Source organism: Pseudomonas sp. GW704-F2 (assembly GCF_059423025.1).
Genome location: NZ_JBWKXO010000012.1, coordinates 47868 through 64993 on the forward strand (window position 1 = coordinate 47868; position 17126 = coordinate 64993).

Consider the following 17126-nt stretch of genomic DNA (forward strand, 5'->3'; position numbering starts at 1 on the left):
CAGGTTTTGCTTAATCCGGCAGTTTGAACGCCATCACATAGTCACCCTGCTTGGTGCCCAGGGAGCCGTGACCGCCGGCCACGACCAGCACGTATTGCTTGCCGTCCTTGCCGGTGTAGGTCATCGGTGTGGTTTGCGCACCGGCTGGCAGGCGACCTTCCCACAGTTGTTTGCCGTTTTTCACGTCATAGGCACGCAGGTACTGGTCGAGGGTGCCGCTGAGGAAGGACACGCCACCGGCGGTGGTGAAAGTGCCGCCCAGGCTAGGCACGCCCATGGTCAGCGGGACCGGAACCGGCGAGCTGTCGCGCACGGTGCCGTTCTTGTGCATCCAGATGGTTTTGTGGGTGGTCAGGTCGACCGCCGCCACATAACCCCACGCCGGCGCCTGGCACGGCAGGCCCATCGGCGACAGCATCGCTTCGAGGATCACGCCGTAGGGCGCGCCTTTGTTCGGCTGCACGCCTTGGGTTTCGCTGATGCGCGGGCCTTGCTTGGCAATGTCGGCGGCCGGGATCAGTTTCGATTTGAACGCCATGTAGCTCGGGTTCACGAACGCGATCTGGCGCACCGGGTCGACGGAAATGCCACCCCAGTCGAACACGCCGAAGTTACCCGGATAAACGATGGAACCTTGCAGCGAAGGCGGGGTGAACGCACCGTCGTAGCGCATGGATTTGAAATCGATGCGGCACAGCATCTGGTCGAACGGGGTCACGCCCCACATGTCACGCTCTTTGAGCGGCGGTGGCATGAAGTTCAGATCAGACTTCGGTTGCGTCGGCGCGGTGTGATCGCCCGCGACTGCGCCTTGCGGCACGGCCACTTCGTGGATCGGCACCACCGGTTGGCCGGTGGCGCGGTCCAGCACGTAGATGCTGCCTTGTTTGGTCGACGCCATCACCGCTTGTTTCACGCCGGCTTCGGTCTTGATGTCGATCAGCGAAGGCTGGCCGCCCACGTCCATGTCCCACAGGTCATGGTGGGTGAACTGGAAGGTCCACTTCACGTGACCGCTGTCGATGTCCAGGGCGGTCAGGCCGGCGCTGTATTTTTCCGAGTCTTCGGTACGGTCGCCGCCGTATTGGTCGGGCATCTGGTTGCCCATCGGCAGGTAGAGCATGCCGAGTTTTTCATCCACAGAGAACATGGACCACATGTTCGGCGAGTTGCGGGTGTAGGTCTTGCCTTCGGCCAACGGGGTGGTGTCGTCCGGGTTGCCGCTGTCCCAGTTCCACACCAGCTTGCCGGTGTGGACGTCGAACGCGCGGATCACGCCGCTGGGCTCGTCGGTGGAGACGTTATCGGTGACGTGACCGCCGATCACCACCAGGTTTTTGGTCACCGCCGGTGGCGAAGTGGAGTAGTAACCGCCTGGGGCGAAGCTGCCGATATTGGCACGCAGGTCGACCTGGCCTTTGTCGCCGAAGTCTTCGCACATCTTGCCGGTGTCGGCGTTCAGAGCGATCAGGCGGGTGTCGGCGGTCGGCACGAAGATGCGTTTCGGGCAGGCGTTCGGCGCGGCAGCCGGGCTGGCGCTGCCGGTCGGGCTCTGTTCGGAGGCGTAGGCGGCGTCATCGTGATACGACACGCCACGGCAGGTCATGTGCGCCCAGCCCTTGAAGTTTGCGGCACCTTCGGTGCTGATCTTCGGGTCGAAACGCCAGATTTCCTTGCCGGTATCCGGGTCCAGGGCAATCACCTGGCTGTGCGGGGTACACACGTAGAGCATGCCGTTGACTTTCAGCGGGGTGTTTTCCGCGGTGGTCTCGCCCGGGTCGTTCGGGCCTGGGATGTCGCCGGTGCGGTAGGTCCACGCTGGAACCAGTTTGTGGGCGTTTTCCGGGGTGATCTGCGCCAGGGGCGAGTAGCGATCGCCGTAGGCCGAACGGCCGTAGGAATTCCAGTCGCCATCGGCCTGGGTCGGCGCGGCGCTGGCCATGCCCGGTACTGCGTCGCGGTCCAGTTGGCCTTTGATTTCACCCGGGTGGGTGAATTGGCTGGCCACGGCGGCAGCGCCGGCCAGGACCACGGCCACGCTCAGCGCGCCGGTGCCCAGCGGTGCCGATTGGCCACGCAGCAACGGACGGCGAAACCATGGGAGCAGCATGACGATGCCCAGGGCGAACAGCAGTGCCAGGCGCGGTACCAACTGCCACCAGTCCAGGCCGACTTCCCACAGTGCCCACACGGTGCTGGCGAAGAGTACCAGTGCGTATAGGCCCAGCGCGGCGCGGCGGGTGGCCAGCAGCAGAAGGCCGGTCAGGGTGATGCCGATGCCGGCCAGCAGGTAGTACAGCGACCCGCCGAGCAGGCTCAGCTTGATACCGCCGGCCAGTAAGGCCAGGCCCATGATCAGCAGCAAGACGCCTAGCAGCCTGGGCAGTAGGCGGCTTGGGCTTGAGGCACCATCAGTGCTCATAGTGTGTTTCTCCGTGACGTTGGAATTATGTGTCCCCGTGTGTCTTCACTGTAGATGACGATTTGGCACGGGCTTGGTTCAGCGTGAGTCGGTTTTTCCTGGGGATAGCGGGGGGTATCCACAGGGGGGTGATTTATTTTTAGGCGCGGTCGGGTGTGAGACAGCGCTGTCTTTGTGGCGAGGGGGGTTCGGTAGGTTGGGGTTGACCGAGAGTGAATCGTTTCAGGTTATTGCCGCCAAGGATAATGCGGTGGGGCGTTGAGAGAAAGTGAAAATCGCAAGATGCATTATTTCGGATTTGGTAACAGTGACAGAATGTCGCTGTTAAACGGGGGGCGGTGTTGGCGTGGTGGCTTTGTAGGCAGCCCGGGGAGTGGGGTGTATATCCGTTTCTTTGGTAACGGCGGCTATGGGTTCCGCCCTTACGGCGGGTCACTTTGGAAAAGCCCCAAAGTAACCAAAGGGCTCTTGCCCCACCACTCGGCACCTCGCCTAGGCTCGGTGTGCCCGAACGCAGGCTTGAATCCGTGGGCCGCCGTCATGGGCCATCCCTGGCCCAGGACGGCTAACCCGGCGTCCTGCCGGGTTACCCACGGATTCAAGCCTGCGTTCGGCCAGCGTGGTTTAACGGGGCGCCTCAGATCAAGATCAAGAGCCTCGCTTCGCATTGTGGAGTGCTTTGGATCAAAAGCAGGTCAAAAGCCTCGCTTCGCATTGTGGAGTGCTTTGGATCAAAAGCAGGTCAAGAGCCTCGCTTCGCATTGTGGGGCGGTTCTTTTTGGGGCGTTAGAAGGTGGTGCGCAGGCCCACTTGTACGCTTCTGCCTGCTGCCGGGGCGATGTCGCGCAGGATCGAGCTGGCATAGCGCACGGTTTGGTTGGTCAGGTTTTCGCCATTGACGAATGCCAGCCACTGGCTGCCGCCGACGTTGAAGCGATAGCCGGCGCTGGCGCCCAGTGTGGTGTAGCCGTCGGTGCCGCTTTCGTTGGAGGGCACACGGCCTTGTCCGGCGGCGTGTTCGATGTCGATGCGCGCTTGCCAGCGGTCCAGTTCCCACAGCAAGCCGCTGTTCAGGCGCAGCGGTGCGATGCGCGGCAAGGCTTCGCCGGTGTCGAGGTTGGTGGCGCGGGTGTAGTCGCCCGACAGTTCCAGTGCGAACTTGCCGTAGGCGCCTTCGCCGAGCTTCCAGTGATCCTGGGCTTCAAAGCCGGCGAAACGGGCGCGCACTCCCGAGTATTCGTATTCGGGGATGCCGCCGGCGTCTTCTTCACCTTCGTCGTTCAATGTGCGACCTGTGCCCAGCAGGCCGATGTAGTTGGAGAAACGGCTGTAGAACACGCCGAAGCTGCCCTTGTGCGTGCCGTTGTCAAAGCGCAGTGCGAGGTCGCTGGATACGGCTTTTTCTTTCTTCAGGTTGGCGTTGCCCAACTCGTAGGTGCCGGTGGCGACGTGAGCGCCGTTGGCGTACAGCTCGTAGAAGGTCGGCGCGCGCTCGGTGTAGCCCAGGGTTGCGGCCAGCGACCAGATCGGCGTGAGGGTGTACACCGCGCCGGACGACAGGCTGCCGGCGGTGAAGTCGTTGGTCTTGTCGGCATTGGCGAAGCGCGCGTTGCCTTTGCTGTCCGGGTCGACGCTGGTGTGCTCCAGGCGCCCGCCGAGGCTGAGTTTCAGGCGCTCGGTGGCCTGCATTTCTTCGAGGATGAACAGCGCGCCGGCGTTGGTGTCGGTCTGCGGTACGAAGGCTTCTTCGCCGAGGGCCGAGAACTCGTTGCGGGTCACTTGTGCGCCGACCACGCCGTCGAACGGGCCGAGCGGCTGGTGGCGCGCTTCAACCCGGGCTTCATAGCCTTTGTTCTTGAAGATTGTGCCGGTTTCGCCGCCTTCGATTTCGCGGTGCTCGTAGTCGGTGTAGCCGGCGTCGAGTTTCACCGAGGTGAACGGGCCTTGCAGGTTGCGTACCTCGGAGGCAAACGCGTAGTGGTCCTGCTTCATGCGGATTCGCACAGCCTGTTCGGCGGGTGAGCCGTAGTTGCTGTCGTAGGTGCTGTAGGACAGCCCGGCATAACCGTCGTCCCAGGTGTAGGAACCGCCCAGCGCACCGCCGTCCTGGCGCCCGTCGCTGTTGCCCAGGCGGCCGTTTTTGCCGGGGCCGTCTTCGGCTTCCGGGGCGTGGCGGCTGCGGGCTTGGCCCGGTATTTTGAGGTCGTTGAATTCCCGCGCATTCGCGTCCAGGTGCAGGGCGAAGGTGCCGTTGCCGGCTTCGAGTTTGCCCGCGCTGCTGCGCGTGGTGTCGGCGCCGCCGTAGCGTAATTCGCCGGCGCCGTGGATGCCTTCGATGGCTTCGGTGGGGATGCGATTGTCGAAGGTGTTGACCACCCCGCCGATGGCGCTGCCGCCGTACAACAGGGCCGCCGGGCCGCGCACGATTTCGATGCGGTCGACGTTGACCGGGTCCAGCGGCACGGCGTGGTCGTAGGACAGCGACGACGCATCCAGCGCGCCCACGCCGTTGCGCAGCAGGCGAATGCGGTCGCCATCCTGGCCGCGGATGATCGGTCGGCTGGCGCCCGGGCCGAAGTAGGACGACGACACGCCCGGTTGCTTGTTCAGGGTTTCGCCGAGGCTGCCTTTTTGCTGCAGGGTCAGCTCATCGCCTTCCAGCACGGTGGTCGGCGACGCCAGTTGCGCGCTGCCCAGGGGGTTGGCGGTGATGACTTGGGGTTGCAGTTCCAGCGCATGGGCTTCGGAGCAGATCAGCAGGGCGGCGGCGAGGGGCGACAAGCGCCAGGCAGAGGAGAGGGACATCGGACATTCCTTGGCAAACGACAAAAAGAGAAGGCGGCAAACGGTAACGAACAGCTTACGGTTGATAACTATCGTTACAATATAACATCTCTTTTTATCCTGAAAAGGGCAACTTTTCCCCAGGGGCTATATTCAATGCGGTGCTTCCACCTGTTCGCCCCGTCGGCTAAGGTGCGCGGCTGTATTTCCTCTTTTTGCAAAAGGCCTGGCATGACCGCGACAAGCAACGACCCGCTTCACGGCGTGACTCTGCAACACGTCCTCACCACCCTGGTGGAACACTACGAATGGAGCGGTCTGGCCGAGCGCATCGATGTCCGCTGTTTCAAGAGCGACCCGAGCATCAAGTCGAGCCTGACGTTCCTGCGCAAAACCCCGTGGGCGCGGGAGAAAGTCGAAGGGCTGTACGTGAAACTGATGCGTACCAAACGCCCGTTGGACTGAGCCCATGAAACGCTGTGTGACGGCGGCGGCCCTGGCCGGTTGGGTGGGGTTGGCGATTCAGCAATACCTGATTTTCTATTCGCGCTGGTCGACGGGCGCCAGCCTGTTGGGCGGGCTGGTCAACTTCTTCAGCTTCTTCACCGTGTTGACCAACACCCTGGTGGTGGTGGTGCTGAGCTACGCCGTGGTTGATCGTGATTCAGCGGCGAAGCGGTTTTTCCTGGCGCCCAGGGTCAGCAGCGCGATTGTCGCCAGCATCGTGCTGGTGAGCCTGGCCTATAACCTGTTGCTGCGGCACCTGTGGCAGCCCGAAGGGTTCCAGTTCATCGCCGACGAATTGCTGCACGACGTGATGCCGCTGCTGTTTGTCGTCTACTGGTGGCGCTGTGTGCCCAAGGGCACGTTGCAGTGCAAACACATTGGCCTGTGGGTGTTGTACCCGTTGGTGTACTTCGCCTATGTGCTGCTGCGCGGGGATTTGCTCGGGCAATACCAGTACCCGTTTTTCGACGTCGGCACCCTCGGTTATCCACAGGTGTTCGTGAATGCCGGGGGGATTCTGGCGGGGTTCGTGCTGATTGCTCTGGCGGTGGTGGGGTTGGATAAAAGCATCAAACCCCACGGATGACTCATTCTTCCTCACTGCTCTCGGCGCGCCAGTAGCCGACGGCCTTGAGGAACGCTTCATCGACCTTGTGCGTATCCAGCAGCACCCGGCGCACCTGGCGCGACAGCTTGGTTTCCATCGCGACGAAGGTGTACAGCGCACCGCTCGGCAGCGTCAGTGCGCGCACGGTGTCGAGCAGGTCGGCCTGGCCGCGCACCACCCAAATCACTTCTACCTCGGCCGCGCTTTGCAGTGTTTGCCGTTCCGCCGCATCGGCGATTTCGATCACCGCCAGCACCGTGCGCCCGGCCGGCAGTTCTTCGAGGCGGCGGGCGATGGCGGGCAGGGCGGTTTCGTCGCCGATCAGCAGGTAGCTGTCGAAGATGTCCGGCACGATCATCGAGCCCCGTGGGCCGCCGATGTACAGGTGCTGGCCGACTTGAGCCTGCTCGGCCCAGGTGGAGGCGGGGCCGTCGCCGTGCAGCACGAAGTCGATGTCCAACTCGCCGAGGCTCAGGTCGAAACGCCGTGGCGTGTAGTCGCGCATGGCCGGCTGCGGGCCATCGCCCTTGATGCTGAAGGTCGGGCTTTGCAGCGCGGCTTGCTCGGCGGCGTTCTGCGGGAACATCAGCTTGATGTGATCGTCACTGCCCAGGCTGACAAACCCCGCCAGTTCGGGGCCGCCGAGGGTGATGCGGCGCATGCGCGGGGTGATATCGACCACCCGCAGCACGTCGAGGCGACGGCGTTTGATCTCGTGGCTGACGCGATGGATGACGGGCGTATTCATTGATTTTCCCCCTGGACAGCTTGAACGGCCGGGCCGTCGACGATGGCTTGTGCGGTGCTGTTGAGCAGCGTGGCGACCCGCGCGATTTCTTCGGCGCTCCAGCGTCCGTGGTGCAGTTGCAAGGCATGACGCAGGTTATGCACCGCCTCGTGGATTTCGGGCGGGCGATCATGGCCGCGCAGCGAGCGTTTGCTCACGTCGATACGCATTCGCACGCCTTCCAGTGCAATCGCCTGCTCACTTAAAGAAAGACGACCGGCGTCGGTGATGGTGTAGCGTTTTTTTCCGCCTTCGGCATCGCCGCTGATCAATTCGCTTTCTTCAAGGAAGGTCAGGGTCGGGTAGATCACACCGGGGCTGGGGCTGTAGGCGCCGTCGAACAGGCCTTCGATCTGGCGGATCAGGTCGTAGCCGTGGCACGGCTGCTCGGCGATCAGCGCCAGCAACAGCAACTTCAGGTCGCCGGGGGCGAACACGCGTGGGCCGCGACCGCCGCGTTCACGGCCGGGGCGTTTTTCGAAGCCGTCGCGGCCGTCGCCGTGGGAATGGGGATGATGCTCTCTCATTTTGGGTCTCTCCGTTTTGGTTAAGATATAACTTAAGATATATCTTTAGACTGTTCAAGATCAGTCGACCAACGGTCGCGGCCTACTTAACTACCACCGTCCCGCGTGATGCGCCCAGCATGCTGATGGCTCTTCCCATGTGCATGGAGCCAGTGCGATGAGCACATTGATTTCTCCCCCTTACTCGCCAACCTCCTTGGAAATACGCGGTTATCTGCATCAGATCGGTCACCAGTTGCTCGAAACCGACACCCCGTTACTGTCCAAGCGGCCGCTCCCCGTCGAGTTACAACAGCTTGAAACACTCAACCAGACGCTCACGGCGCACGCGCGCGCTCACTTCGACCGCTGTCGTGCGCTGTATGCCGATGTGGCGCAGGTCGACCTGCAAAGTGACGAGGGCAAGCAACGGCTGGCGACGCTCAAGCGCGACCTCACGGCGCACTTGCAGAAACTGGACGAAACCGGGGTGTTGGGCGGCCAAAGCCTGCGCACGTTCATGGCCAACGACGCCGGCCTGGTCGCGTTGGAACTCGAAGCCAGGCTCAACATCCAGGACTCTCTGCTGCATCGTGAAGAGGCCCGCCTGGTGCAGAACCTGGGGCTCGGGCCGAGCTTTCGACCGGGCATCTATGCGCTGACGTTCAGCTATCGAGCCCAGACGATCGAGTTCGCCGGGGCCTTTGTGTTGACCGAAAAAAACACCCCCGTGGTCGCGCAGCTGACCCCGGCCGACGATGCCGGCTACGTCGTGCTGTTCACGCCGGCCCGCGGCTTCGAGTCGTTCAGCTCGCTGGCCGAGATGAACCGCCGACTGCGCGAGACGATGGCGGTCGGCAGTTGGCGCAAGGAGTTCATGCGCCTGCTGCCGCGCCAGTACTGGGGGCTGTCCGTCATGGGCGTCTGGCCGTTGCAACTGGTCCCCATCAACAGCGAACCGCTGTGCGAACACACCTACGACGCCAGGCTGGCCAAACGCGCGCTGGATATCGATTGGGCCTTGAGCCTGGACGCCAACCCCGACCATAGCGCCCGGCAGCTGCTTGCCGAGCTGGACGACGCGATTCGCGCGGCCTTGCCCGACCTCAGCCCGCGCCTGGAGTTGCGCGCCCAGCGCCTGCTCGACCGTTGCCTGGAACACAGCGCCCCGGCCTGGTATCGCAACGCGCCGAGCCACCAGCGCGAGGCCCTGGCGCGGCAGCTGAGCGAGTACGACGAGGCCCGCCAAGCCCTGCTGAACCTGTTCGGCCATGCCGCCTCGCCGCAGGCCCTGGCGCGCTATCAGTTGCTCGAACAACTGGCCGCTGACCTGGAAATCACCGACCTGGACCCCGACCGCCTGCAAGTCCGCACGCGCCGCAGTGTGGCCAGGGTCGGCGCCTACGAGCAGAAACACAACCTGACCGCGCTGGCGCTGCGCGGACTGCACACCGGCGACGAACTGCCCGGCTCGGCGTTTTTGCTCAATACCACCCTCACGTATGCCGACGCGCCGCTGCCCGAGCGCTATCAAGACCTGACCCCGGCCTATCTGGTCAGCCTGCTCGACAGCCTCAAACCGCGTGCGGAGTTTGAGGCCGTGCGCCGCGAGTACTACGCCAAGCCGCAGATCCACGCCGCCATCGAACAGATGCTCGACCGCCGCATCAATGCCCTGGCCTACGCGGCTACGCTGCAAAACCACATCACCGAGGCCGACTATCAACGCGTTACCCGCCTGCGTCGCGGCACCGACGCGCAACTGCACGCGAGCAGCGTTGCGCTCAATGGCTGTGTGCTCAAGGACTTCTGGCTGCTGCGCGAGCGCGACGAGCAGGGCGCGATCCAGCGCTTGCTGCTGTGTACCCCCGAAGCGCCGCAGGCCCAGCAGTTTCATGGGTTCGACACGGAAACCGGCTGCCAGGCGCATATCCTCGGCTGGTGCGCGGACGAAACCATGCGCGCTTATCTGCTGGGGCAAGTCGCCCTCAAGTCTCGTGTGGGTCTGGAAACGTTCATGGCTGGCCTGGGCTTCATTCCGGCGCGCCAGGAATATCGCCACGTCACCTTCAGCCAGGCGGTGGACCACGCCGATTGCCTCAAGGCCCTGCGCGCCCAACTGCTGCAGGTGCAGACCGACGATTACCACTGGGGCACCCCGATGTGGTACCGGGCCGCCACCGAGGCCCGGCGTCGACAACTGACTCAACTGGCGGAAAACGCTGAAGGCGCGGCGAACACCTATGCGCAAAACCCGTTGTCCGACGCCCGCTTCATCAGCTTCGAGCGCTTCCTGCATGCCCAGGCCAAGACGCAGCTCAACGCCCTGCTGGGGCGCCAGCGGCAAAACGATGTCGACCCCGATACGGTGTGGGTGCATTACCCCAAAGACTTCCCGGCGTTGACGCGCCCCGCGTCGGTGTCCTACACCCGCCTGTATCGCGATGGTTATGAGGATTCGCTGGGGTTTCTCGACGCCAGGTTCGACACCGTCGCCACCTTCATGGGCCCGGCCGGGGTCGACCTGAGCAAGCTCACGCCGCGCAACGTCGCGCTTTCGGTGCGCGGCGTATGGATCGGCCAGCGCTACGCCGATGAAGTCCAGGCCACACTGCAAAACCCGGCCAGCCCCGGTTATGCCCTGCGCCGCGACGCAACGCTGGCGATCAACCAGTTGCAGTTGCACAGCGCGGCGCTCGAATCGCGCCTCAAAGGCCATATCGCCCAGGTCGATCTGGATTGGCTCGAGCGCGCCATCAAGAGCCTGGACGACACCTCGGTCGAGACGCGCAGCACCTACAACGTGCATCGCCTGATGATCGACGGCGACTGGGTGATCGACACCTTGCTGTTCAGCCACGGCGCGAACCCGGTGTTGCTCTATACGCCGCAGGCACCGGACGGCGTGTTCTTGCGCGAAGCCCGGCTGTTCAACTACCTGCTGAAAAAAGTCGACGGCATGCTCGATTACTTCAGCGCCCGCGTCGGTGTGCAGTCCCGGGTGCGCGTGCGGCGTTTTCTGCAAACCGCCCAGGCCGGCCTGCCCGCAGACCTCAACAGCACCGACCTGAGCCTGGCGCGCTACGACGCGATCGAGCGCGTGCCGCCCGTGCTCGACCTGCGTCACCTGCTGCACGACATGAAGCTGCAACGCAAGATCGATGACGTCGCCGCCACCACGGTCAATCGCAGCGACATGATCATGGGCCTGGTCTGGAGTTGCCTCGAACCGCTGATCGCCATTGCGACCGCGCCGTTCCCGGTGTTGAGCCTGAGCCTGGGCCTGCTGCTGGCGCTCAAGGACGGCATGCTGGCCCTGCACGCCTACAACCAGGGCGACACCGATGCGGCGCTGCAACACTTCGTCGGCTACTTGAGCAACAGCCTCGGCGCAGTGTTCACCGACCTGCGCCCGGCACTCAAGTCCATCGGCCCGCTGCTCCGGCCGATGCGCCACCTCATGCGCCCAGCAGCGCCGCGCCAGGCCATGGCGTTGATCCAGCAACTGCAGCCGCCGAGCCCCGCGCTCGCCGGTATGCAGGCGGTGTGGTTCGAGGGCCGGCCGTTGTGGGCGGGCAAAACCCCCGATGCCCTGGGCCGCTATCTGCTGTTTCACCAGGACCCGGTGAGCGGCAAACTCGTGTCGACCGCCCGCCTGGTCAACCAGAACGCCGAGGGCCGCTGGGTGCGCTCGGGCCTCACCGGCGGGGCGCCGAAACGCCCCGCGCCAAGCCCCCACGCGTTGCAGCGCTATGAAGTTCCGCCGGAGCTGGCCAAGGACTACGAAAGCGTTCTGAGCGTGGAGTTTCGCAACACCTCCAGCGTCGATGAGTTGTTGGGCGAGGGCACCCGCGACAGCCTGCTGACCTATGAAATGGCCCCGCTCCAGGCCCCTTACCTGCACGCCTACCTGCAGTTGCGCGGCGATGCCGACACGTTCTTCGCCCAGCTCAATCCCATCGTCCCCAGGGCCGATGTACTGGCCTTCGAAGCCAGCGCGAGCCATCGGCACATCCTGGAAAGCGCCTTCAAGGAAAACCCCGGCTTGGTGGTGGGCGCCGTGCCTGGCTCGCTCGCCGCCAAACAGCTGCTGATCGACAATATGCACACCCTCTACGAGCAGGGCGTGCGGCGCCTGTACATCGAGTACCTGCCGGCGGACCTGTTCCGGGGCAAACTGGACAAGTTCAACGCCGGCGGCAGCTACTGGCACATCAGCGAGTACCTGAAAAAAGTCGAGACAGCCCTGGGGATCGCCAACGACTCGCCGCACTCCTATCGCGCCCTGATCCTTGCGGCGCGCCGGCAAAACATCGCCGTCTGTGGGCTGGACGCGTCCACCGGCTACGAGGTGGACAAAGCCTTCAACCTGAAAAACGGTGCGCTGGTCAGCCCTCGGCCCAACGCCCAGCGAAACTTCTACTCCCACACGCTGATCGAGGCCGACATCGGCGCAAAACCCGGCGAAGGGTGGGTCGCCCTGGTCGACAGCCGCCGTCTCAACACGCACACCCAGACCCCGGGCCTGGCCGACCTGCAAAAGACCCTGAGTGTGCGCGTCGAAGACGTCGCCCCCGGCCAACTGGTGGGCATCTGGAACGATACGCCCGGCGCGATCGTCGACGACCCGGCGGCCAAAGCCGACTTCAAGCTGACCCTGCAAACCGCCTACACGGCGCCCCCGGCATTCGTCACCGCGCCTGGCCGCGCAAACGCGTACAGCGAGTTCGACATCGACTCGCGGTTCGTCCCCGAGCTGCATGAAATGGGCAAAGGCGCGCATGCGTTCGACACCCGTTATGGGTCGCTCAACCCGAAAATCGCCGCTGCCGAAAGCGCCTTCCGCAAGACCCGCGAGCGCCTGAGCACAGCGGCGCAGGCGTTCTTCAAAACCCCTGAACTACCCCCCAGGCCGACGTTGCCGGACCTGCCGGCGAACACCACGCCCGCCGACTTTATCGCGCAAAGCTACCAACACGCTCGGGGGCTGATTGTCTGTGAGAGCCACGTCGAGCAATCGAGCAAGGCGCTGCTGATCGATCAGATGAAGGCGCTCAAGCAGCAAGGCGTCAAAACCCTGTACATGGAGCACCTGTTCACCGACCTGCACCAGGCCGACCTGGATACCTTCCAGCGCACGGGCGTATTGCCCCCAGCGCTCAAAGACCGCCTGTGGACCCTCGACCGGGGCCACATGCCCGAGTACCGCGGGCCGCACACCTACACCAGCGTCGTGGAAGTGGCAGGCAAACACGGCCTGCGCATCCGCGCATTGGATTGCGTATCGAGCTACCACACCAAGGGCATGAGTGCGCCGCAGACGTCGCGCATTGCGATGTTCAACTTCTTTGCCGGCGAGGTCATCCGTCTAGACCAGGCTGCCGAGGGCGTGCACAAGTGGGTGGCGCACATGGGCAATGCCCATGTGCATTCGGTCGAAGGGATTGCGGGGGTGGCCCAGACGCAAGGGGCGATCAGCCTGCGGCTCTCAGATGTACCGGCGGGCACGGCCAGCGAGCTGCGCTCAGGGCTGCAATGGACCGTCGCCTACGGATCGTCGTTGTACCCCAACCGGCTGACGGCGATCCGCAGCGACTTCACCCTGGCTGTCGGCGTCCCTGGCATGCGTCCTCCTCGCGCCTATGTTCCCGCCGATCGTTCACGCTTGACGCGACCGGGGCAGTTCATGGTCGAGCAGCTTTCACCCCATGAAGTGAATCTGGTGCATCACTCGCGCAGCGGCGAGATCCTTTCCACGCCGGTGCAGATCGACGATCAAGGCCGCTTCTTCATCGAGCGCTGGGCAGAACTGAAGGACGAGCGGTTCAGCGCGTTCGAACGGCTGCTCTCGGCCCTCGATCAGGTGGTGAAACTCACCCACGTCCAGTAAGCCTGACCCCCCTGCCGGCGCGGGCAGGGGGGTGGAAAAGTCCAGATCCTACGTCAATAACAGCGTCGTCAATCTAGGCGGTGGCCGCTGAAAGCGTAGAGTCATGCCCTCGTGTAGTTCCAATACTACAGATATGAAGTTGTGCGTTAAGTGTCTCTTGATAACTGTACTGCTTTTATTGAATTATCTGTGTGTCATTAACGTCTTACAGTCGTTTTTTTAAAAATCGTATTTATTGCATTTCTTCCTCCAGCGTAATGGCCTATTGGCCTGCATGTTTCTCGGAGCTTGCCTGCTTACTTTTAAAGCGCATTGGTCGAATATTTCCCGGCGTTGAATGTTCAGCCAAACAATGAACATTGCGCCGCGCTGTTAGTTGGAAGTGAGTCTTGACTTGCTTTTTAGTTAACCGCCTTCCTTTAAATGACTACTAGGTATTCAAGCATGATCAAGAAGTTTGCTGTTCTGCTCCCGCTGGCTGTTGCGGTATTGGGTTCTTCGGCTGCCATGGCCGCCAACGATGCAAGCACCACGATCAACATCAAGGCCGACATCCCTACCAAGCAGTTCCACGCCCAGCCCCTGGACCCCAACTTCGGTCGCGACGAAATCATGACCTACAACACCGTGACCGGCGAACTGAGCACGCTGTCCTCGATGTTCACCCTGAAAAACACCGGTGGCTCGATCGACGCCTACCTGCAGGACGGCCCGGCGGCGCTCACCAACGGCACGGACTCGATCCCGCTGACCATCACCCTGGGCACCGTGGCCCTGACCGGTAGCCCGCAAGAAGTGGCCGCCGACGCAGAGTCCAACCCCGGCCTGCAAAAGCTGATGACCATCAAGGCCGCCAAACCGGCGGACACCCAGACCGGTCTCTACACCAGCGTCGCCACCGTGATCTTCGACAACGTGCCGCGCACCGCTTTCTAAGCACCCGGCCCGCGATAAGGCCGCGCCTTATCGATCACACCCACCGCCCGCAGGTTGTGTTCGCCTGCGGTCGGTTTCCAGATGGTTTGCAGTTCGCCATAGAGTATTAAGTTCATGTTCCCGATGAAACCCATCGCGGCGGCGCTGGCCCTGCTTGCCTGTTCGGCTGCCTGGGCGACGGCTGATAACAGTTATACGCCGCGCAGTTTACTGGCTCAGGCGAAAGGTTTGCCGAGCGAATTCGAAGAGCATTTTTTTGATGTGCCCCTGGCCGTGCGTATCGAACGCGACGAAGTCTTTCTGGGCGAGGCGATGGTGATACTTTCGCGCGATGACCGCCTCACGCTGCTGGACTTTACCGATATCAGCGACAGCCCGATACAACCCGCTGAGCGCGATACCTGGAGCGACTACCTGCAACAAGGCGCGGCCCTGGGAAGTTGCACGCAAACCTGCCCGGAGAAGATGTTGGCGGTGCATTACAACCTGGAAAACTCGCTGGTCTCGATCCTCACGGAGAACGCCGAGCACGACACCGATCATCAACGTTATTACCACCAGCCCCAGGACGGCAGCACGGGCTTGATTGTCAGCAACCAGTTGAACCTCAACGGCGGCCAAGCGCAGGAACTCGGCGGACGTTTCGGGGTTGAAGCCAGCAGCAGCCTGGGGAACTGGAGCCATGCGCTCAACCTGCAACTGGCACGCCTCGGCGGGCCGGACACCCAGCTTTATCACGCACTGTATTCGCTGTACGCCCAGCGCGAATTCGAAGGCCAGTTCCTGCGCCTGGGCTATTTCACGCCCACCTCCGAGGGGCTCAATCGCCAGCCGCGCGCGTTCGGCGCCGCGCCGGATATCGCCGTGGGTGTGATGCTCGGCAGTTCCGACAGCCTGGCCATCAACAACCCCAAGCCCAGCGTGTACCCGATCTACGTCACCTCCAACCGCCAGGGCTCGGTGGAGATTTATCGCAACGGTCTGCTGATCAACACCCAGGCGGTGGCCGCCGGTTTGCAGAGCATCGACACGCGGCCGTTGCCCGGTGGCATTTATGAAGTGGAAGTGCGCCTGGTCGAGGACGGCCAGGTCACTGCCACCACCCAGGAGTTGGTGTACAAGCCCAACAACTGGCGCAACCATGACGAGCGCTGGCGCTACAACGTGTTCGCCGGCCGCGAAAGCACCTTGTTCAACAACTGGGAGCAACGCGACAAAGGCGACATGACCGCCGGCGCTTCGCTCAATTACCTGCTGCACCCGCGCGTGATCGTCGGCTTGTCCGGGCGCCAGGTGCAGGAGCGCATGCAATACGGCGCTTCCATCGACTGGACGCTGGCGACCCAGGCGAGCCTGTACGCCAACGTCTACCAGACCCAGGACCACGGCACCGGCATGGACGTGCAAGGCCTCTACAGTTATGGCGCCGGCAGCGTGATCGCCAGCCACAACCGCAGTTGGCTGGACACCCGCAACACCTACGACACGCTGCCCGACGGCACGCGGCTGCGCACCCGGCAAACCTTCGTCGGCCAGACCAGTACCTCGTCGCTGTCGATCAACCACCGCCTGATCAACCAGCATTCGCTCAATGCACGCCTGTCCCACAGCCAGGGCAACGTCGAGGGCGTCGGCCTGGACCTGGGTTGGAGCAAGCACGACCGGTTGTTCGGCAGCGATGCCAATTGGCGCCTGTCACTGTTCGACCGCCCCGCCAGCCGCAGCACCGGCGACCGGCGCAACCGTGGCGTCGACCTGACCCTCAACCTGGCCCTCGGTGGGCCGGGCGAGCAGTGGTCGGGCAGCATCGGCTCGCGCACCTCGCGCGACGGCAAGCGTGACAACAATGGCTCGCTGACCTACCGCAAAGACCTCAGCGGGCATGTGCTGCAGAACGTCTCGGCCACCGTGCTGACCGACACCTACGGCGTCGGCCTGTCCGGCATGACCAGCTTCCACGGCGACATGCTCGCAGGCGATGCGTTTGCCCAGCGCTCCTCCTTCAACGGCAACCTCACCGGCGGCCTCAACCTGCACAGCACCTTCGCCGTCGGCGGCCGGAAGATGGCCCTGACCAGCCAGTACCACGGCGACGGCGCGGGCATGATCGTCGATGTGGAAACCGACCTCGACGACATCACCCTGCGCGCCGACGACCTCAGCGGTGGCAGCACCGCGCTGCGGCCGGGGCGCAACTTCGTGCCGCTCACCGCTTACCGAACCGGCTCGGTGGCGTTCGATTTCGACGGCAACCACCCGCCGGCGGCGAACATCCAGCCGCCGCGCAGCGCCTACCACATCAACAAGGGCGGGGTGGACTACCGCAAGATCCGCGTGATGAAAACCGTCACCGTGCTTGGTCGCCTGCTCGACCCGCAGGGCCGCCCGCTCAAGGGGCATCACGTGATCAACCATGCCAGCCGTGGCGTCAGCGAGGTCGACGGGTTCTTCTCGATGGAAATGAACGCCGGCTCGCCCACCCTGGAAGTGCGCCGGGGCAACCAGTTGCTCTGTCAGTTCCGCCTCGACCCGAGCAAGGCCCGCAGTGAAAACGATGTGCTGATGATCGGCGACCTGCGTTGCACGCCGGATACCTTGGCCGATGGCGCATTCGAGCGGCCGACGTCGGGGTGATTCGCACAGGGTGTAAGCCATGAACATCGATACGGATAGGCCTGTTCGGGCGC

Annotated in this window: 9 protein-coding genes; 5 read left to right on the forward strand and 4 right to left on the reverse strand. The window is 63.4% G+C overall.

The genetic code is table 11. The features are described 5' to 3' along the window. Nucleotides 1–10: 10 nt before the first annotated feature. Entirely contained in the window at nucleotides 11–2422 is a 2412-nt protein-coding gene (locus AC07W0_RS12755) for a glucose/quinate/shikimate family membrane-bound PQQ-dependent dehydrogenase (RefSeq protein WP_046488581.1), read from the reverse strand. A gap of 786 nt (nucleotides 2423–3208) precedes the next feature. Further along, nucleotides 3209–5227 (reverse strand): TonB-dependent receptor, encoded by a 2019-nt coding sequence (locus AC07W0_RS12760; protein ID WP_046384575.1) that lies wholly within the window; start codon nucleotides 5225–5227, stop codon nucleotides 3209–3211. Nucleotides 5228–5437: 210 nt separating this feature from the next. Here AC07W0_RS12760 and AC07W0_RS12765 point away from each other — a divergent pair, with 210 nt between their 5' ends. Together AC07W0_RS12765 and AC07W0_RS12770 are read left to right on the forward strand one after the other, a co-directional pair. Beyond that, a complete protein-coding gene (locus AC07W0_RS12765; protein ID WP_010212838.1) occupies nucleotides 5438–5671 on the forward strand; it encodes a VF530 family protein in 234 nt (77 codons plus the stop codon). Between the two features lie 4 nt (nucleotides 5672–5675). Then, nucleotides 5676–6299: a Pr6Pr family membrane protein gene (locus AC07W0_RS12770; protein WP_017844565.1), complete on the forward strand. Its 624-nt coding sequence runs from the start codon at nucleotides 5676–5678 to the stop codon at nucleotides 6297–6299. 1 nt (nucleotide 6300) lies between these two features. Here AC07W0_RS12770 and AC07W0_RS12775 read toward each other — a convergent pair whose 3' ends face one another. Both AC07W0_RS12775 and AC07W0_RS12780 read right to left on the reverse strand, forming a co-directional pair. Further along, nucleotides 6301–7068: a siderophore-interacting protein gene (locus AC07W0_RS12775; RefSeq protein ID WP_102617528.1), complete on the reverse strand. Its 768-nt coding sequence runs from the start codon at nucleotides 7066–7068 to the stop codon at nucleotides 6301–6303. Beyond that, nucleotides 7065–7634, reverse strand: coding sequence for a PadR family transcriptional regulator (locus tag AC07W0_RS12780; RefSeq protein WP_017844567.1), 570 nt, complete (start codon nucleotides 7632–7634; stop codon nucleotides 7065–7067). Before AC07W0_RS12780 ends, AC07W0_RS12775 begins: the two co-directional genes overlap by 4 nt. A 157-nt stretch (nucleotides 7635–7791) precedes the next feature. Between AC07W0_RS12780 and AC07W0_RS12785 the strand changes: the two genes are divergently transcribed. The 3 genes from AC07W0_RS12785 (at nucleotide 7792) to AC07W0_RS12795 (ending at nucleotide 17073) form a co-directional block, all read left to right on the forward strand. Then, nucleotides 7792–13503 (forward strand): membrane-targeted effector domain-containing toxin, encoded by a 5712-nt coding sequence (locus AC07W0_RS12785; protein WP_102617527.1) that lies wholly within the window; start codon nucleotides 7792–7794, stop codon nucleotides 13501–13503. A gap of 444 nt (nucleotides 13504–13947) precedes the next feature. Next, nucleotides 13948–14439 (forward strand): CS1 type fimbrial major subunit, encoded by a 492-nt coding sequence (locus AC07W0_RS12790; protein WP_017844569.1) that lies wholly within the window; start codon nucleotides 13948–13950, stop codon nucleotides 14437–14439. Between the two features lie 114 nt (nucleotides 14440–14553). Next, nucleotides 14554–17073 carry a TcfC E-set like domain-containing protein gene (locus AC07W0_RS12795; protein WP_102617526.1) on the forward strand — a complete coding sequence of 840 codons (2520 nt, stop codon included), beginning with the start codon at nucleotides 14554–14556 and terminating at the stop codon, nucleotides 17071–17073. Nucleotides 17074–17126: the final 53 nt, after the last annotated feature.